Source organism: Rhizobium changzhiense (assembly GCF_013087625.1).
GTDB classification, from domain to species: domain Bacteria; phylum Pseudomonadota; class Alphaproteobacteria; order Rhizobiales; family Rhizobiaceae; genus Rhizobium; species Rhizobium sophorae.
Window position 1 is genome coordinate 420,967 of sequence record NZ_JABFCQ010000006.1, and the last position, 19,985, is coordinate 440,951.

A 19,985-nucleotide genomic window follows, 5' to 3' on the forward strand; every position below is an offset into this window, starting at 1 on the left:
CATATACCCGTCCTGCCTGAAAAATGGATGCGCGCGGTATCGACGTCGTCGAACTGTTCGTTGTCCGACAGGATAAGGGCGCTCCCCGCAAGGGTCGAGCGCCCTTTTTGCTTTACAGCTCTTGCGCACATCGCCGCTTTCGTCTTGTCGTTTGATGGCGGAAGGGATTCCAGCGGCGGAGAAGCGAGGCCCCGTGGAGCGAATTACCGGCAAAACTTGTAGAAATGTGAGCGGAAATAATAAGCACGGAACAGCGGCCGCACCTTGTTACGCCGGGAAAGGGTTTCGCCACGCATCGAGTTGTTCAAGCCGTTCGTACCACGCCTGTATATGCGTAAACTCGGAAAGTGGAATCTCAGCAGAAGTCGCATAAGGAAGTGCAGCGGCCAATGCGAAATCTGCCACAGTCAGTGTCTTCCCGACCGCGACGCTGTTGGTAGCCAGATGGTCGTCGAGCACGCGAGCATGGAGTCGGAAGCTCGTCTTCGCATCTTCGATCACGGCGACGTCAGGCTCTCCGCCGAACAAAGGTTTGATCAAGTATTCAAACCACAGGGCTGCCGCGTGCCGGGTGAAATGACTGGCGTCCCAGCTCAGCCACCGGACGACGTCGATCTGCCTGTGGTCGTGCGGCCAAAAATCCGATTCGGCGCTGTCAGACAGCCTGCACATGATGGCATTCGCTTCCCACAAGGTTCCGGCATCATCCTGCAGCACGGGGACTTTCCCGTTCGGGTTAAGCGCCAGGAATTCTGCGGTGCGCTGCTCTCCGTTTGCCAGGTCAACCCTGACGAACTCGACGTCGGCTTTCAGATAACGAGCGGCGGCGCAGGCCTTCCGGGGATTGAGCGTCTCGCAATAATAGAGCTTCATCGCCGCCTTACGCATGATCCGACCTTTCCGATCCAGCCCCCAGAAAAACGCCCAGTCGCTCGAAGCTTTGCGACCAACCACCTTCATGACCCTTAAGTGATGATGCGTTTTCAAATCCACTTTGCCGAAACGTCATTTCCGTTCCTCCGTCGCTTTCCTTTAACGTGATGGTGACGACTGTTTCCGGGCTTTTTTCGCCGGTTGCGAGCTCCCAGGCATGTGTGAAGACAAGCCTATGCGGCGGCTCGACCTCCAGATATTTTCCGCCGACCCAATGCTCTTCTCCATCTGGCGCGATCAGACAGGCGCGGTGTCTACCGCCGGGCCAGGCTTCAAGCCGATCGCCCACCGCCTTGAAACCGTGAGGACCACACCATTGCGCCAACGCTTTCGGGTCGGTCCATGCCCTGAAAACCAGATCGCATGGAGCATCGAACCTTCGTACAAAAACCAGATCGCGGGCGTTGTCAGTATCAGTCTCCGGATTTGTCATCTTCGTATCCTTGTACCTTGGACAAATAGCCATCGAGACGATCAAAGCTCTGATCCCAGAAGCGTCTGTAATCGCCAATCCAATCAGAGATTTTCTTCAATGCGTCCGGCTCAAGTTCGCGGGGACGCGAAGTCGCTTCACGGCCGGAGCGGATCAATCCGGCCTGTTCCAGGACTTTGAGATGCTTTGAAATGGCAGGCTGAGACAGCTCGAAGGGATCTGCAAGTTCGGCCACGGTCGCCTTGCCGTGAGCAAGCCGCCCAAGAATTGCTCTCCTTGTTGGGTCTGAGAGTGCGGAGAAAATCGCATCGAGGCTGCTTTTCATATATCACCATATGGCTATATAACCGTGTAGATATATTGTTTATCGCGACGTGTCAAAGGCAATCTTGCGGTAGGTTGTAACTACGGGAAAGAGACTCATGCAGTGGCAACAGAGCGGGAAGTCCCGCATCTGTCATGCCGGAGCAGGAGGCGACTACGCGATCTCTTTTTGCCGCTCTGCTGATGAAGTGTTTCCGGTTGCAGAGGCACGCCGCGTTCGCTGATACCGCCGCGGAGCAGTTGGAGTTGCGGAGGCAGAAGACCGGGACGGGCGTCTGATATAAACATGTCGGCGGCTTTGGTGGTTTCAGCATGGCGGGTAAAGAGGCCGGCGACCGTTTCCCTGCCAACAGGTGCCAATGGTGACGCTGGCGATGCTGAGGCGACCAAAGCGGCCTTTAAGAAATGTTCTCCTTTCCATTATGCGGTCTCCGAAACGAGCTTCGGCACGCCTGCGAAGATCACGGAACGGTTCTTGCACGGTTACTAATATGTTTACTGTGGGGAGACCTAATGTCATGAAGTGGCGCACATCCGAAGAGTTTGCCCCTCTGATGCTCGTTGTGAGTGGGTCGGAAAAATACAAGCTTGTCGCGACCCTTTTCCAGGCTGCCGAGATGCTGACAGTTGGCTGGCCGATCGACGACGGAGAAGAATATCTCATAGCGATTAGGGCGTGTCGGCATGCAATTCATGGGGAAATTCCGGCTCAGGACGCGCGAGCAGCGCTTATCCGTGCCGCCGACGAAGCTGGCATTCCGGTGATCACCGTTCACTGAGTTTTCGCAGCCGACGGCGATTTGAGTTTACGAGCTCCTTCATGATACAGCTCTGGTTCCGCTGCATGCGTAGGTCAATGAGCGGCTGGGTTCGATGATCCGCATTTCGGAACGCGCGATCTTCTGCTTGGCTTTGGCGATCCGGCCGCCGAGTCGGCCAAAGCGCGGGGCGAATATTTTCCGTCGGCTCTGTCGATTTTCGCATCAGCCGATCGTCCTTGTAATGATGTGCTGCGACCCGGTCGTGGCTTCAGCACGTCCTTTGCGCGTCTGAGACGCGCGGCAATAGAAGGAGGATATCGTCATGGATAATCAGCATCTGATACCCGCCGCCGTGCTTGCGGCCAAGAACGGCGCCCGCTTCCCAAATGAGAGCGAGGCATATCGCATCGCGCGCGACGCGCTGCTCGCCGAAGAGATCGAATTGCGCCGGCATATCGAGCGTGTGGCGAAACAGCGCCGGGCGCTGCCGCCGGGCGGCGAGGTGACGAAAGAATACCGCTTCGAAGGCAGCGATGGGCCGATCTCCTTTGCCGAGCTCTTCGCCGACAAGGACACGCTGATCGTCTACAGCTATATGTTCGGCCCGCAACGCGAGCGTCCGTGCCCGATGTGCACCTCGCTGCTGTCGGCCTGGGACGGCGAAGTGCCTGACATCCAGCAGCGCGCCGCCCTTGCCGTCGTCGCCCGCTCGCCGATCGAAAGGCTGCTCGCCTTCAAGAAGGAACGCGGCTGGCACCACCTGCCGCTCTATTCCGACATGTCGGACGATTACAGCCGCGACTATCGTGCGATCGGCAGCGACGGCAGCGATGGCGCCGCCTTCAACGTCTTCACGCGGCGCGACGGCACCATCCGCCACTTCTGGAGCGAGGAGATGGGCGAGGCGACGGCCGACCCGGGTCAGGATCCGCGCGGCGCGCCCGACCTGATGCCGCTCTGGACCGTGCTCGATGCGACGCCCGAAGGCCGGGCGCCGGACTGGTATCCGAAGCTGTCCTATTAAGATCAGCCGCGTCGTCCGCCGTCAGCCTGTGGAGCGGTTTCTTGAGGCCTCGACCCATTCGATGCTGGTGACCGCGGCATCCGGCAGCGGCGGCGAGTCGATGTCGTAGACATAGCCGCTGAGCATGTCGGCGGCGCGTTCCGTCGCCTTGATCTTCGCCTCGGTTTCCGCGACCGCCTTGGAGATCGCTTCGATGCGGGCGCGGAACATATGGGCGAGCACATCGCGGCCGGACTGTTTTTCGAGCCGTTCCAGATGCAGGCCGATGCGCGAGGCGTGGCGCTCGAGCTCGCTCTTGCTGAAACGCGCCTTGCGCAGTTCTTCGGAAAGGCTGTCCTGCATGACGGCGACGGGATCGAAACTTCCGGGTGCGCGCTCGTCGAGCACTGCGTCGGTGACGAGCTTCTCGATCATCACGAGCGCCTGCAATTCGGCCGCATCGGCGAATTCGACGTCATAGCCGGTATCGTCGTAGACCTTGCGCCGGACCGGATCGAGAAGCAGCCCATAGGCTTTCTGCAGATTGGCAAAGGCGTCCGAATCACCACCCGAATCGGGGTGGGCAACCTTCGCCAGGCGCCGATAGGCGGCCTTCAGCTGCGCCTCGTCCGCATCGCGTTCAACGCCGAGAATATCGTATGGATCCGTCACGCCTGCTCCCTTGCTCCCCGGCACGTTGCGGGCAGTCTAGGTCTTCTTCTGCATCAGAAGGGCGAAGTTTAGACCGAAACGAGGAATGACGTCCATGGCCCGAGATGGCGATGGTTGATGGCAATGCGTCGCGAAATCCTCGATTGCTTAATGTTTTCAATTCGTTGTTCGAAGATCAGCCTGTGGTGATCGAGGCGAGATAACATTTGGCTTCGCCATCGATTTCCAGCACAGTTTCGGCCGCGTCCTCGATCAGCAACGCATCGTCGGCCGCAAGGGCGCAAGTCTCGCCGTCCCGCCGGAATGAGAGTGCGCCGCGATGGCAGAAGAACAGGCAAGTCGAGGGCGGCAGCGGCACGGTCTTGCTGCCATCGACGTCGATCCGGATCAGCGTGTGGGCGAGCCCGTCACGGCGCGTCATGACGTTGAGATCGGTGATCGCTCCGTCCTGGAGCCTGGCTGCAACGGCGATATCCGCCGGGAAGGCCAAGGGATCGCTTGCCGTTGTCAGCAGCACGGGCGTGCTCCCTGCGACACCGAGCACCATGCCGTTGCCATCAAGGATCGCCAGCGTGCGGTCGATGCCGGGAAAGATCGAAAATGGGCCGTCCTCCGCGACGGTCGCCATGCTGATGCGCCAGTCGAAATCGTCGATCGAAGCGCCGGGTGGAAAGACGGCGATTTCCACCGTCTCTCCCTTGCCGTTTTTCCAGGGCATGCGTTTGTGATCGCCGGCGCGCAGAACCCTCATGAGGCTCAGTTCCCGAGAATGCCGGGCAGGCGCAGGCCCTTTTCTTTGGCGCAATCGATGGCGATCTCGTAACCGGCATCGGCGTGGCGCATGACGCCGGTCGCCGGGTCGTTCCAGAGCACGCGCTCGAGGCGTCTTGCGGCATCGTCCGTGCCATCGGCGCAAATGACCATGCCGGAATGCTGCGAGAAGCCCATGCCGACGCCGCCGCCGTGATGCAGCGACACCCAGGTGGCGCCCGACGCCGTGTTGAGCAGGGCATTGAGCAGCGGCCAGTCGGAGACGGCGTCGGAGCCGTCCTTCATCGCTTCGGTCTCGCGGTTCGGCGAGGCGACGGAGCCGGAATCGAGGTGATCTCGGCCGATGACGATCGGGGCGGAGAGTTCGCCTGTTCTCACCATCTCATTGAAGGCGAGGCCGAGCTTGTGACGGTCGCCCAAGCCCACCCAGCAGATGCGTGCCGGCAGGCCCTGGAAGGCGATGCGCTCCCTGGCCATGTCGAGCCAATGATGCAGGTGCTTGTTGTCCGGCAGCAACTCCTTCACCTTGGCATCGGTCTTGTAGATATCCTCCGGGTCGCCGGAAAGGGCTGCCCAGCGGAAGGGGCCGATGCCGCGGCAAAACAGCGGGCGGATATAGGCCGGCACGAAGCCCGGAAAGGCGAAGGCGTTTTCGAGGCCTTCGTCCAGCGCCACCTGGCGGATATTGTTGCCGTAATCGAGTGTCGGAATACCGGCATTCCAGAAGGCGATCATCGCTTCGACATGTTCGCGCATCGAGGTGCGCGCCGCTTTTTCCACAGCCTTCGGATCGCTTTCGCGCTTTGCCTTCCACTCACCCATCGTCCAGCCCTTCGGCAGGTAGCCGTTGATCGGGTCGTGCGCCGAGGTCTGGTCGGTGACGATGTCGGGGCGGATGCCGCGGCGGACCATCTCCGGCAGGATTTCGGCGGCGTTGCCGAGCAGGCCGACGGATTTCGCTTCGCCCGATTTGGTCCAGCGGTCGATCATCGCAAGCGCTTCGTCGAGCGTCTCGGCCTTGGCGTCGAGATAGCGGGTGCGCAGGCGGAAATCGATCGAATCGGGATTGCATTCGACGGCCAGGCAGCAGGCGCCGGCCATGACGGCGGCGAGCGGCTGGGCGCCGCCCATGCCGCCGAGGCCGCCGGTCAGGATCCATTTGCCCTTTAGATTGCCGCCGTAATGCTGGCGGCCGGCCTCGACGAAGGTCTCGTAGGTACCCTGCACGATGCCCTGCGTGCCGATATAGATCCACGAGCCGGCCGTCATCTGGCCGTACATGGCAAGGCCCTTCTTATCCAGCTCGTTGAAATGATCCCAGGTCGCCCAATGCGGTACGAGGTTGGAATTGGCGATCAGCACCCGCGGCGCATCCTTGTGGGTGCGGAATACGCCGACCGGCTTGCCGGATTGGACGACCAGCGTTTCTTCTTCCGTCAGCGTCTTCAGCGTCGCGACGATGCGGTCGAAATCCTCCCAGGTACGGGCGGCGCGGCCGATGCCGCCATAAACGACGAGCTCGTTCGGATTTTCGGCGACATCGGGGTCGAGATTGTTCATCAGCATGCGCAGCGGCGCTTCGGTCATCCAGCTCTTGGCATTGAGATCATTGCCGCGGGGTGCGCGGATTTCGCGGATATTGTGGCGTGGATTGTTCATGGCGGTTCCCCTGTCGAGAGATCGTTATCGTTTCAGGCCTGGCGCAATCTGTTCGATGCGCACCAGAATGTTTTTGAGATGAACGCGAAGTCTGTCTGCCTTGGCGGCGTCGTAGGCAAAGGGTGGTGCCTCGGCCTGGAGATGCGTCGATTGTGCGAGCTCCATCTGGATCGCGTGCACACCAGTGTCGGGCCGACCATAGTGGCGTGTCGTCCAACCACCCTTGAAGCGACCGTTGAGCACGCCGTCGTAACCTTCGGCGGTTTCGACGACGGTCAGCGTCGCCTGCTCGATGGCGCTGTCGCACGTCTTGCCCATATCGGTGCCGATATTGAAATCCGGCAGCTTGCCTTCGAAGAGAAAGGGAATGTGGGAGCGGATCGAGTGGCAGTCGTAGAGGATTGCGACGCCATGGATTGCTCTCACGCGCTCGATCTCGGCGGCAAGGGCCGCATGATAGGGGGCATGAAAGTCCCGCAGCCGCGCCACGATGTCGGCTTCGTCAGGTCCTTGCCCATCCTTCCAGATCGCCTTGCCGTCGAAATCCGTCTGGGGAATGAGGCCGGTGGTGTTCTGGCCGGGATAAAGGCTCACACCCGCCGGATCGCGGTTGGCGTCGATGACGTAGCGATGGAAGGTGGCGCGCACGACTGTGACATTATCGAGCAGGCCATCATAGAGGTGGTGGATGTGCCAGTCGGTGTCGGCGAGGATGCGGCCGTTGTCGTTGAGGCGGTCGGCAATCTCGGGCGGTACCTCGGTGCCGGTATGGGGGAAGCCGAGGATGATGGGGGAGGTACCCCGCGTTATTTCGAAGACGGGCGCGCTCATGGGCAGAGCGCTCCGGCGTTTGGGGCGTTACCCCCCTCTGTCCTGCCGGACATCTCCCCCACAAGGGGGGAGATCGACTCGTGGATGGAATCTGCCCAGACAATTGACGCTGGAACGAGCGGGTCCGCCCAGCCGATCTCCCCACTTGTGGGGGAGATGCCCGGCAGGGCAGAGGGGGGTACCAAGTGCAGAACCATCACGATCAACCCTCCAAAACCGGCAAGATGCCTGATGAAACCGAGGCGTTCAGAGCGCCTGTCGCCACCAGTTCGGCGGCGGCGGCGAGGTCGTTTGCCATGTAGCGGTCGATGTCGAGGCTCGGCACCCTGCTGCGGATTGCGGCGATCGCCTTGCCAAGCTCCGGGCTGGTCGACAGCGGCGCGCGCAGCTCGACGCCTTGGGCGGCGGTCAGCGCCTCGATGCCGATGATGCCGAACAGGTTCTCGGTCATGCCGAGCAGGCGGCGGGCGCCGTGGCAGGCCATGGAGACATGGTCTTCCTGGTTGGCCGAGGTCGGCGTCGAATCGACCGAAGCGGGGTGCGACATCTGCTTGTTCTCCGACATCAGCGCCGCCGAGGTGACCTCGGCGATCATCAGGCCGGAGTTCAAGCCCGGCTTCTTGGCGAGGAAGGCCGGCAGGCCGTAGGAGAGGGTCGGATCGACGAGCAGCGCGATGCGGCGCTGCGAAATCGCGCCGATCTCACAGATGGCGAGCGCGATCTGATCGGCGGCGAAAGCAACGGGTTCGGCGTGGAAATTGCCGCCGGAGACGACGGAATTGTCCGAGAGTACCAGCGGATTGTCGGTCACCGCATTGGCCTCGATCTCAAGGGTGCGGGCGACCGAGCGCAGCAGATCGAGGCAGGCGCCGTCGACCTGCGGCTGGCAGCGAATGCAATAGGGATCCTGCACGCGCTCATCGCCCTCGATATGGCTCTGGCGAATGATGGAATTTTCGAGCAGCGCGCGAAGCGCCGCTGCCGTGTCGATCTGGCCCCTATGGCCACGCAATGTGTGAATATCCGGATGGAAGGGCGCGGAAGAGCCCATGGCGGCATCGGTGGACATGGCGCCGGTGATGAGCGCCGCCTGGGCGGCACGATGAGCGCGGAAGAGGCCGGCAAGTGCCAGCGCCGTCGAGGTCTGGGTGCCGTTGATGAGAGCCAGGCCCTCCTTGGCGGCGAGCACCACTGGTTTGAGGCCAGCTCTTTCGAGGGCTTCAGCGCCTGAGAGCCGTTCGCCGGCGAAAAAGGCTTCGGCCTCGCCCATCATCACCGCCGCCATATGGGCAAGGGGCGCAAGGTCGCCGGAGGCGCCGACCGAGCCCTTTTCCGGGATCAGCGGAATGACGCCCTTTTCCAGCATGCCTTCGATCAGCCGCACCAGTTCCAGCCGCACGCCGGAGGCGCCGCGCCCGAGCGAGACCAGCTTCAGCGCCATGATCAGCCGCACGATATTGTCGGGCAGCGGCGCGCCGACGCCGCAGCAATGCGACAGGATGAGATTGCGCTGCAAGGTGGTCACATCGGCGCTGTCGATCTTGATTGAGGCGAGTTTGCCGAAGCCGGTATTGATGCCGTAGACCGGCGCATTGCCGGCGGCGATCTCGGCGATGCGGGCAGCGGCCTTGGCGATCCCCGCATCGAAGGCGGGATCGAGCCTTGCCGGCACACCGGTCCAGTAGATGGTTTCGAGATCCTTGAGCGAGACGGAGCCCGGGTGGAGCGTGATGGTCATCGGCCGTTCCTTTCGCCCTTGAAGACGCGTGCGTGAAGCGGGTTGAAGCCCATGCGATAGACGAGCTCGGCAAGGCTTTCGATATTCCAGACGGCGAGATCGGCGGATTTGCCGGGTTCGAGCGTTCCCGTCTTGTCGAGCAGGCCGAGCGCGCGGGCGCCTTCGCGGGTGGCGCCGGCGATGCACTCCTCGACGGTGAGGCCGAAAAGTGTGGCCGACATGTTCATGGTGAGCAACATCGAGGTGAGCGGCGAGGTGCCGGGATTGCAATCGGTGGCGATCGCGATCGGCACGCCTGCCCGCCGCAGTGCCTCTACCGGCGGCTTCTGCTTTTCATGGATGGCGTAAAAGGCGCCGGGCAGGAGCACGGCGACGGTGCCGGCTGCGGCCATCGCCGCAACGCCATCTTCGTCGAGATATTCGAGGTGATCGGCTGAAAGTGCGCCATAGGATGCGGCGAGCCTGGCGCCGCCGAGATTGGAGAGCTGCTCGGCATGCAGCTTGACCGGCAGGCCAAGCGCTTTGGCCTTGTCGAAGACGCGGGCGATCTCGGCGGTCGAAAAAGCGATGCCCTCGCAGAAGCCGTCGACTGCATCGGCAAGACCGAGGCCATGCATGTCGTCGAGACCGGCCAGGACAACATCATCGAGATAATCGCCGTTGCGACCCTTATATTCCACAGGCGTCGCATGGGCGCCGAGATAGCTGGTGGCGACGCGCACCGGTCTGATATGGCCGAGCAGGCGGGCGCTCTGCAGCATCTTGACTTCACCGGTCCGGTTCAACCCGTAGCCGGATTTGATCTCGATCGTGGTGACACCTTCTGCAAGCAGCGTGTCGAGCCGTGGCAGAGCCTGCGCGACAAGCTCCTCGACCGACAGCGCATTGGTCGCCTTCACCGAGGAAACGATGCCACCGCCGGCGCGTGCGACCTCCTCATAGGTGGCGCCTGCAAGGCGCATCTCAAATTCGCGGGCGCGGTTGCCGCCGTGAACGATATGGGTGTGGCAGTCGACGAGACCGGGCGTTACCCAGCGGCCTTCGAGATCGACGATGTCGGAATGTTCGATGGCCGATGCCGGCAGCTCGCTTTCGGCGCCGGCAAAGGCGATGCGGCCGTTTTCGATCAGCACGGCGCCCTTTTCGACGATACCGAGCCCCGATTTTGTCGGCGCGAGCGTGGCGAGCCGCGCGTTGCGCCACAGCGCCGGACGGGTGTCGGCAGATGGGGCTTCCTCTGAAAAATTGTTCCCGGTCATCAGCTTTGCGCCTTTCCTTATGTCAAAACATGTATATACATAATCGATAGGTGACAAGAGAAATTTTGTGCGCTTTTCTGGAAAAGAAAGATCGGCGGCACGGCAAGAGGAGAGGGAAGGTCATGACCACACTTCACGCAGGCAGGGCGCTGACGCAGCAAGGCTGGCAGAAGGATGTGCGGCTGACGCTTGAAGCCGGGCGCATCGCGCGGGTCGAAATCGGCACTGCTCCCGAGCCCGGCGACGAACGCCACGCTCTCCTCGTTCCTGCCATGGCGAACCTGCACAGCCATGCCTTCCAGCGGGCGATGGCCGGTCTTGCGGAAGTGCGCGGCCCGGCAAATGACAGCTTCTGGAGCTGGCGCACGGTGATGTACAAGTTTGCCCTGGCGATGACGCCGGACCATGTCGAGGCGGTCGCGGCCAAGCTCTATACAGAGATGCTTGAAGCCGGTTTTTCCCGCGTCGGCGAGTTCCACTATCTCCACCATGATAGAGATGGCAGCGCCTACGCCAACATCGCCGAGCTTGCCGAACGCATCGGCGCAGCGAGCGAAGAGACCGGCATCGGGCTGACGCTGCTGCCGGTCTTTTATGCCCATTCCGGCTTCGGCGGCGCTGCCCCCATCGACGGCCAGCGGCGTTTCATCAATTCGCTCGAAAGCTTCGAAAGGCTGATGGAGGGATGCCGGGCAGTGACCGGCCGGCTCGACGGCGCCGAGCTCGGGCTGGCGCCGCACAGCCTGCGCGCTGCAACACCCGACGAGCTCACAAGGCTCGTGCCGATGGCGGCGGACGGCCCCGTCCATATCCATGTCGCCGAGCAGGTGAAGGAAGTCGAGGACTGTATCGCTTGGTCCGGCGCGCGGCCGGTGCAATGGCTTCTCGATCATGCGCCTGTGGATGAGCGGTGGTGCCTGATCCATGCGACGCACATGACCGAGGACGAAACACGGCGGATGGCGAAAAGCGGCGCGATTGCTGGCCTCTGCCCGATCACCGAAGCCAATCTCGGTGATGGCGCCTTTGCCGCACCGCTCTTTCTCGAGGAGGGCGGGCGTTACGGCATCGGCTCGGATTCCAACGTGCTGATCTCCGTGCCGGAGGAACTGCGCCAGCTCGAATATTCGCAGCGCCTGGCGCTTCGCGCCCGCAACGTCATCGCAGCACCCGGCGGTTCGACGGCGCTTTCGCTGTTCAGCCAAGCACTTGCCGGCGGCGGTGCCGCACTCAAAGCGCCGGCCGGGCTCGTCGAGGGCCATTCCGCGGATATCGTCTCACTCGACACCGAAGCCGTTCCCTATCTCTCCGGCGACCAGATTCTCGATCATTGGGTGTTTGCAGGCGGCGTCGCCGTCGATTGTGTCTGGGCGCATGGCCGCAAGCAAGTGGAGGGCGGACGCCATCTCAGGCGCGATGCTATCGACCGGCGTTTCCTGGCGGTCATGGGCGAATTGCTGGCCGCCTGAAAAAGAGCTTTTCCTGTCCAGGCATTCGAATTAGAGCAATTCCAGCAAAAGTGTGTAGCGGTTTTGCGTCCGGGATTGCGTAAAAACAAAGAGATAGCGGGAGACCAATCGGAACCGTGGCGATGAACCAAAGCAGGGATCTCACCCTGCATCAGCGCATCCTCAGCGACATCGAGGGCCGTATCGTCTCGGGCGATTGGCCGCCGGGGTATCGCATTCCCTTCGAGGTTGATCTTGCCACGCAGTACGACTGCTCGCGCATGACGGTGAACAAGGTGCTGACCCAGCTTGCCAAGGCCGGCCTCATCGAACGCCGCAAGAAATCCGGCAGCTTCGTCACCCAGCCGCAGGCGCAATCGGCCATTCTCGAAATCCACGACATCAAGGCCGAGGTGCAGTCGCTGAACCTGCCCTATTCCTATGCGGTTTCGAAGAAGGTGAGCCGCAAGGCCAAGGTGGACGACAGCCGCCGTCTGGAACTGCCTGTGGCGTCCTCGGTCATCGAGGTCGTCTGCATCCACAATGCCGGCGCGCGGCCCTTTTGCCTGGAGGAGCGGCTGATCAGTCTTGCGACCGTACCGGAAGCCGCCGATGCCGATTTCCTGACGATGGCGCCAGGCCCCTGGCTGCTCAACCAGGTGCCGTGGAGCACGGCCGAACACCGGATCCATGCCGTCTCAGCTGGTGCCGAGCTGGCCGCGGCTCTCGACATAGCGCGCAATACCGCCTGCCTCGTGGTCGAACGCCGCACCTGGAGCAATGCCGGCCCAGTGACGCATGTGCGCTTCACCTATCCCGGCGATCGTCACGCATTGGTGGCGCGTTTTACACCGGCGTCGCAATAAGTCCGCCATGTTCCATATACAACATGGGCAGTGTTTTCATTCCTCGAACAGCTTGCCGCTGCGCGCTTCCAGCCGGTAGCGGTGGCCGGGATAGACGAGGCGGGCGGTCGAGACTACCTGCTTTGCCGACCATGTGCGCCGGCGGATCGTCAGGCACGGCTCGGTCTTCATGATGGTCAAGAGCTTGCATTCCCAGGCCTGCGGCATTGCCGCCTCGACGACGTGCTCGGAGCCGCTAAGCGGGGCTGCGGCCGTCAGATAGGCGTTCGGTGTCAGCGTCGAAAAATCCTGAGCGAGATATTCTGGGGCGGCTTCCGGATGGACGAAGCGGTCCTCGATCTGCACGGGAACGCCGTTTTCGCTGTGGACGATCAGCGAGTGGAAAACCGCAGCGCCGATCGGCAATTCGAGCGCGTCGGCAACCTCGGGAGAGGCGGTTTCCTGGGCGAGAACGACGACAGCGGCCTCATGGACATGGCCACGTTCGGCGATTTCCTCGGCGATGTTGCGGACTTCGAACAGTGCCGAATAGCCCTTGCGCTCGGCGACGAAGGAGCCGACGCCCTGAATGCGGATGAGTTCGCCCTCGTTGGCGAGTTCGCGCAGCGCCCGGTTGGCGGTCATCTTGCTGACGCCGAGTTCGACGACCAGCTCGTTTTCCGAGGGCACGCGGTATTTCGGCGGCCACTCGCCGCTGTGGATGCGGTCGAGGATCACCTGCTTGACGCCGGCATAAAGCGGCGTGCTGTCATTTTCCGCCAGTTCGCGCTTCATCTCGCCGGGACGTTTCATTGCCTATTCCTTTTGCACGAATGGAATTCGCCACATAATTCGACTTTCCCTCTTGCATATCACAAAATATCTCATATGGTACCATATACAACCTCCCAATCGGTCCTTTAAGAAAAAAGGACAAGAAAGGGCAAGCCGGCGAAGATCGGTCGTGGTGCCGCAAGGTCTGTTTCAACTCCAGAGGAGAATTCACAAATGAAATTCAGCGCAATCCTGCTTTGTGGCGTGGCGGCTTTTTCCGCCTTCGCCGCGCCTGCCTTTTCCAAGGACTGGACGAAGGCGACTATTACTCTCGAAGGCGCCTATGCGCCCTGGAACCTCACCAATGCCGACGGCACGCTCGGCGGCTTCGAGCCGGAACTCGCCAAGGTGCTATGCGAGCGCGCCAAGATCGAGTGCACGCTGGTCGCCTCCGATTGGGACGGCATGATCCCGGCGCTCAACGCCGGCAAGTTCGACGTCATCATGGATGCGCTGTCGATTACCGAAGAGCGTAAGAAGATCATCGACTTCACCATTCCCTATGCCGCCACGCCCGCCGCCTTCGCCGCCGCCAAGGACAGCTCGCTGGCGAATGCCGCCGGCACCGGCGCCACGATCAAGATGACGCCCGGCCAGACCGGCGTGAAGGAGATCGACGCGCTGAAGGAAGTCTTCAAGGGCAAGACGATCGGCATCCAGGCGGCCACCGTCTACGCCAAGTTCGTCTATGACAATTTCGGCGACATCGCCGAGATCCGGGAATACAAGACCGGCGCCGATCGTGACCTCGACCTGCAGAACGGCCGTATCGACCTCGGCTTCGATGACGCCGTCTATTTCGCCAACGCGTTCAAGGCCGCCAACGACACGCTCGCCTTCACCGGCCCAGAGATCGCCGGCTCGATCTGGGGCGAGGGTGAAGGTCTCGGCCTGCGCAAGGCCGATACCGACCTGCGCGACAAGTTTAATGTAGCGATCAAGTCCGCACTCGCCGACGGCACGGTCAAGACCCTGTCGATGAAGTGGTTCAAGATGGACGTCAGCCCGCAGCAGTAAGCGTTTCGGCCTTTCGGCCGCGGACACGGGTCTCCGGCTTTATCGCCGGGGACTGCGTGCTCGAACAGGATGATTTTAGGCCGGGTCGGCCTAAAATCTGAATCCTGTTCTAGATAAGAGAGTTAGAGCATGATGTTGTCCGAAAACCGCTGACACTTTTCGGCATCATGCTCTGGTGTCAATCCACAAAACACTGCCGCGGACGGGGAACGGACGATATGGCAAGTTTGGAACTGCTTGGCTTCGGCTCGACCGGATGGGGCGCGCTGCTCATTGCCGCCACCTTGATGACGCTGGCCGTCACGGCAACGGCGCTGGCGATCGGCGCGGTGCTCGGCGCGATCGTCGCGGCGGCAAAACTCTCCGGCAATCTTGTCCTCGTCACGCTCGGCAACGTCTATACGACCGTGTTTCGCGGCGTGCCCGAGCTGCTGATCATCTATCTCATCTATTTCGGCGGCTCCTCGGCCGTCACCTCGATCGGCCAGGCGATGGGTTACGAGGGCTTCCTTGGTCTGCCTTCCTTCCTCGCGGGTGCGCTTGCCGTCGGCATTATCTCCGGCTCGTACCAGGCGGAAGTGTTCCGCGGCGCCTTCCTCGCCATCTCCAAGGGCGAGCTCGAAGCCGCCTCGGCGATCGGCATGCATCGCGGCCTGCGCTTTCGCCGCATCATCATGCCGCAGGTGCTTCGCCTCGCCATTCCAGGCCTCGGCAATGTGTGGCAGCTCAGTCTCAAGGATTCGGCGCTGGTCTCCGTCACCGGCCTTGCCGAACTGATGCGCACCAGCCAGGTGGCGGCAGGCTCGACCCGGCAATATTTCCTGTTCTTCATCGCCGGCGGCTGCCTCTATCTGATCCTGACCAGCCTTTCGGACCGCATCTTCAACGGGGCGGAACGCCGCGCCAACCGCAGCATGCCTGCATCCGCCATGGGTCAGGCGTAAGGAGGCGACGATGGATTTCACCTTCATTGCCTCGACCATGGTCACCCTGCTCAAGGCCGTACCGACGACGCTCATCCTATTTTCCCTATCGATCCTCTGCGGCGGCCTACTGGCACTCGTCATCGTCTGGATGCGGGTCAGCGGCAACAGAGTGCTTTCGGGTTTCGCCAAGGGCTATATCTTCGTCTTTCGCGGCTCGCCGCTCTTGATTCAGATGTTCCTGGTGTTTTACGGCCTCGGCCAATTCGGCGTCATCCGCTACTCTTTCCTCTGGCCGTTCCTGCGTGAGCCGATGGTCTGCGCCGTGCTGTCGCTGGCGCTCTGCACCGCCGGCTACACGGCGGAGATCTTCCGTGGCGGCATTCGCGCCGTCTCGCCGAAGGAGATCGAAGCGGCGCGCTCGATCGGCATGTCCGGCTTCCTGCTGGTCCGCCGTATCCTGGCGCCGATCGCCTTCCGCCACGCGCTGCCGGCCTATTCCACTGAGATCGTGCTGATGATGAAGTCGACGGCGCTCGCAAGCCTCGTCACCGTCTGGGAGGTCACCGGCGTCGCCCAGCGGCTGATTTCGCAGACCTATCGCACGATGGAAGTCTTTCTCTGCGCGGCGATCATCTATCTCGTCCTCAACTTCATCATCCTGCAGGGCATGGCTCTGCTCGAATATTCGCTCTCCCGACACCGCCGCGCGGCCCCGCAGGCGCTGAAGGCGTAAGCGGCTTTTTGACCCGATTGGAGCACCCATGCCAGGCGTAACCCGACTATCGGTCCGCAATATCCGCAAGAGCTTCGGTACGCACGAGGTCTTGCGCGGCATTTCCCTCGATGCGGAAGACGGCGACGTGATTTCGCTGCTCGGCGCCTCCGGCTCTGGCAAGTCGACCTTTCTGCGCTGCATCAACATGCTGGAAACCGCCAGCGACGGCGAGATCTGGGTCGACGGCGAGGAGATCCGCATGGTTCACAAGGGCGGGCGGAGCAAGCCGGCCAGCCAGAAGCAGGTGGACCATATCCGCTCCGAACTCGGCATGGTGTTCCAGTCCTTCAATCTCTGGTCCCATATGACGATCCTGCAGAACGTCATCGAGGGCCCGATCCATGTGCTGAAGCGGCCGCGCGCCGACTGCATCGCCGAGGCTGAAGCGCTGCTCGAAAAGGTCGGCATCGCCGATAAGCGCCACGCCTATCCCGCCCATCTCTCCGGCGGCCAGCAGCAGCGCGCCGCAATCGCCCGCGCGCTGGCGATGAAGCCGAAGGTGATGCTCTTCGACGAGCCGACTTCGGCGCTCGATCCGGAGCTTGTCGGCGAAGTGCTGCGCGTCATGCGCGCGCTTGCCGAGGAGGGCATGACTATGCTCGTCGTCACCCATGAGATGAGCTTTGCCCGCAACGTCTCGAACCGCGTCGTCTTCATGCGCGAAGGGCTGATCGAAAGCAGCGGCAAGCCGGACGAGATGTTTACCGGCGGCGCGACACCCGCTTTCCGCCAGTTCATCGGTCATTTCGGAAGCGGTCAATGACGATCACCATCGATGCCGTCCTGACCTGGCGCGATGTTGCGCGCGTCGGGGCAGGGGAAGCACTTGCGCTGTCGCCTGCCGCCTCAGCGCGCGTCGAGCAGGCAAGCCGCATCGTTGCGCGCATCGTCGAGACCGGGGTGCGCGCCTATGGCGTCAATACCGGCGTCGGGGCGCTGGCCGATACCGTGGTCGATCGTGCCTCGCAGAGCCTGTTGTCGCGCAGCATCGTTCTCAGCCATGCCTGCGGCGTCGGGCCATTGCTGGCTGCCCGCGAGGTGCGCGCCATCATTGCGGCTGAGATTGCCAATTTCGCCCATGGCCATTCCGGCGTGCGACGCGAGATCGTCGAGCATCTTGCGGCCATGCTGGAACATGATTGCATTCCCGACGTGCCGTCCAAGGGCTCTGCCGGTTATCTCGTCCACAATGCCCATATTGCGCTTGTTCTGATCGGCGAAGGCAGCGCTCACCTGGGCGGCCGGCGCATGAGTGGCCGCGAAGCGCTGGCCGCCATCGGCCTCGAACCGCTGGTGCTCGGCGCCAAGGAGGGCTTGAGCCTTGTCAACGGCACGGCCTGCGCCACCGGCCTGACCGCTGCCGCGCTTTCGCGCGCCGAACGGCTGCTCGACTGGGCCGATGCGATCGCAGCGCTTACGTTGGAAGCGGCGGGCTGCCAGATCGCCGCCTTCGACGCGGCCGTGCTGGCGCTGCGCCCATCGGCGGGAATAGAGAAAGTCGGAGCGACGCTGCGCGCCCGGCTCCAGGGCAGCGGCCTTGTCGCCGCCGCCTTCGGCCGGCGTACGCAGGATGCGCTCAGCCTTCGTTCGGTTCCGCATGCGCATGGCGCCGCCCGCGATGTCTTCGACAATTCCGCTCGCGTCGTCGATCAGGAACTTGCTTCGGTGACGGACAATCCGGCTGTTTCAGGCACGCCGGAACAGCCGATCGTCTCCTCCGAAGCCCATGCCGTCGCCCCGGCGCTCGGGCAAGCGGCCGATAGCCTGGCGATTGCGCTCGCACAGATCGGTGCGATCAGCGAACGGCGCATGGACCGGCTCGTCAATCCGCTGGTCAGCGGCCTGCCGCCCTTCCTCGCCAGCGATGCCGGCAGCCATTCCGGCTTCATGATTGCCCAGTATACCGCCGCCGCACTCAGCAACGAGAACCGTCGCCTTGCCGCACCCGCGGCCATGGACGGCGGGCTGACCTCCGGCCTGCAGGAAGATTTCCTCGCACACCCGACGGCTGCCGCCGGCAAGCTGCTCGCCGTCATCGATAATGCCGAATATATCCTGGCGATCGAACTGATGGCCGCTGCCCAGGCACATGATTTCCTGGCGGCGACGGCGGCGCGGGCGGCGGGCACGAATCTTGTCTATCAAGCCGTGCGGGAACATGTTTCCCATTATGATGACGAACGGCCGCTCAACGGCGATATCGAGGCTGTCCGCAGCCTGATCCGCGAGACTGCGCCGCCGCTATAATCGGCCTCAAAACGGCTGGGTTTCGGAATTCTGCTTTGGCTTTTCGCCGGCCTCGAGACGTTTGATGCACAGGACGAAGGTCGGGTAGAGCTGCTCCACCCGCGAGAGCGGCAGCGTCCAGTCGCCTTCGTCACCGGCAAAGGTGATCTGCACGTCAGGCATTCCGGCAAAGGAATTCTTGATGATCTTCTTCAGTCCGGCGCTCCCCTTGCTGGCAGGACCCCAGAGGCGAAGCGTGTTCTTGTCGAAGAAATCGGCCGCGATTACTTTCGTCGCCGCACGGTCGGTCAGCGTCACCTCGGTCTTGGTGCCGGCCGGAATGTCCCATGTGGTCTTTGCGACCAGCCAGAACGTCTCGGTCGCGCTCTGGCGGAATTCCATGGTCTTGCCGATCTCGCTGTCCCACACCAGGCGGCAATAGGGATGCGGGCTCTCATTGGCGAAACCGACCGACCATTGTCTCGCGCCACCGATCCATTCGGTCTCGCCGAAGGCTGAGACCGGCTGCAGCGCGGCTGCCATCAGAACCATTACTGTCGGAATTTTCATCGCGAAACCATCTCCAACGCAATAGGCTCCAGCGATAGCAAAAGAAGGTTGAGCTTTTGCTACCGAGCGCGCCCATATCAGCCGGCGGCCACAATCGGGAATGCTCTTGAATGCCGTAAGGTCTTGAAACCTCGCTTCGCATTGCCAATCTGGCGGGGACCGACATGAGAAACGGGAGTTCGACGGCAGGCATGACTGAGGTTCAACGACAAGGTTTTCTGACAAGGCTTACCGCCTATGAACCGCTGACGCTGATTACGCTCGCGTCAATCGCGGGCGGACTGTTCGTGCTCCAGCGGCTGACCAGCGAAGTCCTGGAAGGGGAGACCTTTCGCTTCGACGAGGTGATTCTGCTGGCGTTGAGACGTGCGGACGATCTTGCCGTGCCGATCGGCCCCGGCTGGCTGACGCATGCCGTCGACGATATCACCGCCCTCGGCGGCATCACCGTCCTCTCGCTGCTGACGGCTCTGATCACCATCTATCTTCTGTTCGACCGGCGCTGGCCGATCGCCATCTTCGTCTTTTCCTCGGTGCTGACCGGCTGGCTGGCGAGCGCGACACTGAAGATCCTTGTCGCCCGGCCGCGTCCCGATATCGTGCCGCATCTGGTCGAAGTGAGCGATCTCAGCTTTCCCAGCGGACATGCCATGGTCTCGGCGGTGACCTACTTGACGCTAGGGGCGCTCGTGGCGCGAACGCAGCGTTATCCCTCGACGCGGATCTTCGTGATGGGCGCCGGCGTCTTCCTTGCCGTCATCGTCGGTTTGAGCCGAATCTATCTCGGGGTCCATTACCCCACGGACGTCTTAGCCGGATGGTGCGCCGGCGCACTCTGGGCACTTGGCTGCTGGCTGATCTCGAAACGGTTCGTTCCAAGCCGCGCGCCAGATGGTGCCGCCGAGGCTGGAAACGGCGACAGCAGATAGCTCTCCCAAGTCTCGTCCATGGCGTGACGGC

21 protein-coding genes are annotated in these 19,985 nt (G+C 62.2%); 10 read left to right on the plus strand and 11 right to left on the minus strand.

Annotated elements, in window-relative coordinates; genetic code table 11:
- Positions 1 to 267: 267 nt before the first annotated feature.
- The 3 genes from G9X68_RS27295 to G9X68_RS27305 are packed head-to-tail and all read right to left on the minus strand — an operon-like array spanning position 268 to position 1,691.
- Positions 268 to 888, minus strand: coding sequence for a glutathione S-transferase family protein (locus G9X68_RS27295; RefSeq protein WP_171605035.1), 621 nt, complete (start codon positions 886 to 888; stop codon positions 268 to 270).
- Positions 881 to 1,366, minus strand: coding sequence for an SRPBCC family protein (locus G9X68_RS27300; protein WP_171605036.1), 486 nt, complete (start codon positions 1,364 to 1,366; stop codon positions 881 to 883). The genes G9X68_RS27295 and G9X68_RS27300 overlap by 8 nt, the downstream gene beginning before the upstream one ends.
- Positions 1,347 to 1,691 carry an ArsR/SmtB family transcription factor gene (locus G9X68_RS27305; protein ID WP_028756051.1) on the minus strand — a complete coding sequence of 115 codons (345 nt, stop codon included), beginning with the start codon at positions 1,689 to 1,691 and terminating at the stop codon, positions 1,347 to 1,349. The genes G9X68_RS27300 and G9X68_RS27305 overlap by 20 nt, the downstream gene beginning before the upstream one ends.
- A gap of 517 nt (positions 1,692 to 2,208) precedes the next feature.
- Between G9X68_RS27305 and G9X68_RS27310 the strand changes: the two genes are divergently transcribed.
- Both G9X68_RS27310 and G9X68_RS27315 read left to right on the plus strand, forming a co-directional pair.
- Positions 2,209 to 2,469 (plus strand): DUF982 domain-containing protein, encoded by a 261-nt coding sequence (locus tag G9X68_RS27310; RefSeq protein WP_171605037.1) that lies wholly within the window; start codon positions 2,209 to 2,211, stop codon positions 2,467 to 2,469.
- Positions 2,470 to 2,773: 304 nt separating this feature from the next.
- Positions 2,774 to 3,475 carry a DUF899 family protein gene (locus G9X68_RS27315; RefSeq protein WP_171605038.1) on the plus strand — a complete coding sequence of 234 codons (702 nt, stop codon included), beginning with the start codon at positions 2,774 to 2,776 and terminating at the stop codon, positions 3,473 to 3,475.
- Between the two features lie 21 nt (positions 3,476 to 3,496).
- Here the strand turns inward: G9X68_RS27315 and G9X68_RS27320 are convergent, their stop codons facing one another.
- From G9X68_RS27320 to hutI, 6 genes are all read right to left on the minus strand, one after another.
- Positions 3,497 to 4,126, minus strand: a complete 630-nt coding sequence (locus tag G9X68_RS27320; protein ID WP_171605039.1) for a DnaJ domain-containing protein — start codon at positions 4,124 to 4,126, stop codon at positions 3,497 to 3,499.
- Positions 4,127 to 4,301: 175 nt separating this feature from the next.
- Positions 4,302 to 4,877 carry a HutD/Ves family protein gene (locus G9X68_RS27325; RefSeq protein ID WP_171605040.1) on the minus strand — a complete coding sequence of 192 codons (576 nt, stop codon included), beginning with the start codon at positions 4,875 to 4,877 and terminating at the stop codon, positions 4,302 to 4,304.
- A 5-nt stretch (positions 4,878 to 4,882) separates the two neighbouring features.
- Complete coding sequence (gene hutU, locus G9X68_RS27330; RefSeq protein WP_171605041.1) at positions 4,883 to 6,556, minus strand: urocanate hydratase; 1,674 nt, start codon at positions 6,554 to 6,556, stop codon at positions 4,883 to 4,885.
- A 24-nt stretch (positions 6,557 to 6,580) separates the two neighbouring features.
- Positions 6,581 to 7,387 carry an N-formylglutamate deformylase gene (hutG, locus tag G9X68_RS27335; RefSeq protein ID WP_171605042.1) on the minus strand — a complete coding sequence of 269 codons (807 nt, stop codon included), beginning with the start codon at positions 7,385 to 7,387 and terminating at the stop codon, positions 6,581 to 6,583.
- Positions 7,388 to 7,589: 202 nt separating this feature from the next.
- Complete coding sequence (hutH, locus tag G9X68_RS27340; RefSeq protein ID WP_171605043.1) at positions 7,590 to 9,125, minus strand: histidine ammonia-lyase; 1,536 nt, start codon at positions 9,123 to 9,125, stop codon at positions 7,590 to 7,592.
- Complete coding sequence (gene hutI / locus G9X68_RS27345) at positions 9,122 to 10,384, minus strand: imidazolonepropionase (protein ID WP_171605044.1); 1,263 nt, start codon at positions 10,382 to 10,384, stop codon at positions 9,122 to 9,124. The genes hutH and hutI overlap by 4 nt, the downstream gene beginning before the upstream one ends.
- A gap of 122 nt (positions 10,385 to 10,506) precedes the next feature.
- Here hutI and G9X68_RS27350 point away from each other — a divergent pair, with 122 nt between their 5' ends.
- Positions 10,507 to 11,853, plus strand: coding sequence for a formimidoylglutamate deiminase (locus G9X68_RS27350; protein ID WP_171605045.1), 1,347 nt, complete (start codon positions 10,507 to 10,509; stop codon positions 11,851 to 11,853).
- Between the two features lie 122 nt (positions 11,854 to 11,975).
- Positions 11,976 to 12,698, plus strand: a complete 723-nt coding sequence (gene hutC / locus G9X68_RS27355; RefSeq protein ID WP_097581864.1) for a histidine utilization transcriptional repressor HutC — start codon at positions 11,976 to 11,978, stop codon at positions 12,696 to 12,698.
- A gap of 36 nt (positions 12,699 to 12,734) precedes the next feature.
- Here hutC (G9X68_RS27355) and hutC (G9X68_RS27360) read toward each other — a convergent pair whose 3' ends face one another.
- Complete coding sequence (gene hutC, locus G9X68_RS27360) at positions 12,735 to 13,490, minus strand: histidine utilization transcriptional repressor HutC (protein ID WP_097581865.1); 756 nt, start codon at positions 13,488 to 13,490, stop codon at positions 12,735 to 12,737.
- A gap of 195 nt (positions 13,491 to 13,685) precedes the next feature.
- Here hutC (G9X68_RS27360) and G9X68_RS27365 point away from each other — a divergent pair, with 195 nt between their 5' ends.
- The 5 genes from G9X68_RS27365 to G9X68_RS27385 all read left to right on the plus strand — a co-directional run bounded on the left by G9X68_RS27365 (position 13,686) and on the right by G9X68_RS27385 (position 18,476).
- Positions 13,686 to 14,528 (plus strand): transporter substrate-binding domain-containing protein, encoded by an 843-nt coding sequence (locus G9X68_RS27365; RefSeq protein ID WP_171605046.1) that lies wholly within the window; start codon positions 13,686 to 13,688, stop codon positions 14,526 to 14,528.
- 218 nt (positions 14,529 to 14,746) lie between these two features.
- The gene (locus tag G9X68_RS27370; RefSeq protein WP_171605047.1) at positions 14,747 to 15,472 is read left to right on the plus strand and encodes an ABC transporter permease; all 726 of its coding nucleotides are present in this window, start codon (positions 14,747 to 14,749) and stop codon (positions 15,470 to 15,472) included.
- A gap of 10 nt (positions 15,473 to 15,482) precedes the next feature.
- Positions 15,483 to 16,187 (plus strand): ABC transporter permease, encoded by a 705-nt coding sequence (locus G9X68_RS27375; RefSeq protein ID WP_097581868.1) that lies wholly within the window; start codon positions 15,483 to 15,485, stop codon positions 16,185 to 16,187.
- A gap of 28 nt (positions 16,188 to 16,215) precedes the next feature.
- Positions 16,216 to 16,992 carry an ABC transporter ATP-binding protein gene (locus G9X68_RS27380; RefSeq protein ID WP_018448840.1) on the plus strand — a complete coding sequence of 259 codons (777 nt, stop codon included), beginning with the start codon at positions 16,216 to 16,218 and terminating at the stop codon, positions 16,990 to 16,992.
- A complete protein-coding gene (locus G9X68_RS27385; RefSeq protein ID WP_171605048.1) occupies positions 16,989 to 18,476 on the plus strand; it encodes an HAL/PAL/TAL family ammonia-lyase in 1,488 nt (495 codons plus the stop codon). Before G9X68_RS27380 ends, G9X68_RS27385 begins: the two co-directional genes overlap by 4 nt.
- 6 nt (positions 18,477 to 18,482) lie before the next feature.
- On the opposite strand, the gene G9X68_RS27390 is transcribed toward G9X68_RS27385, so the two are convergent.
- Complete coding sequence (locus G9X68_RS27390; RefSeq protein ID WP_171605049.1) at positions 18,483 to 19,025, minus strand: hypothetical protein; 543 nt, start codon at positions 19,023 to 19,025, stop codon at positions 18,483 to 18,485.
- A gap of 191 nt (positions 19,026 to 19,216) precedes the next feature.
- On the opposite strand from G9X68_RS27390, the gene G9X68_RS27395 reads away from it, so the two are divergent.
- On the plus strand, positions 19,217 to 19,954 hold the full coding sequence (locus tag G9X68_RS27395; RefSeq protein ID WP_171605050.1) for a phosphatase PAP2 family protein: 738 nt from the start codon (positions 19,217 to 19,219) through the stop codon (positions 19,952 to 19,954).
- The last annotated feature ends 31 nt before the right edge of the window (positions 19,955 to 19,985 follow it).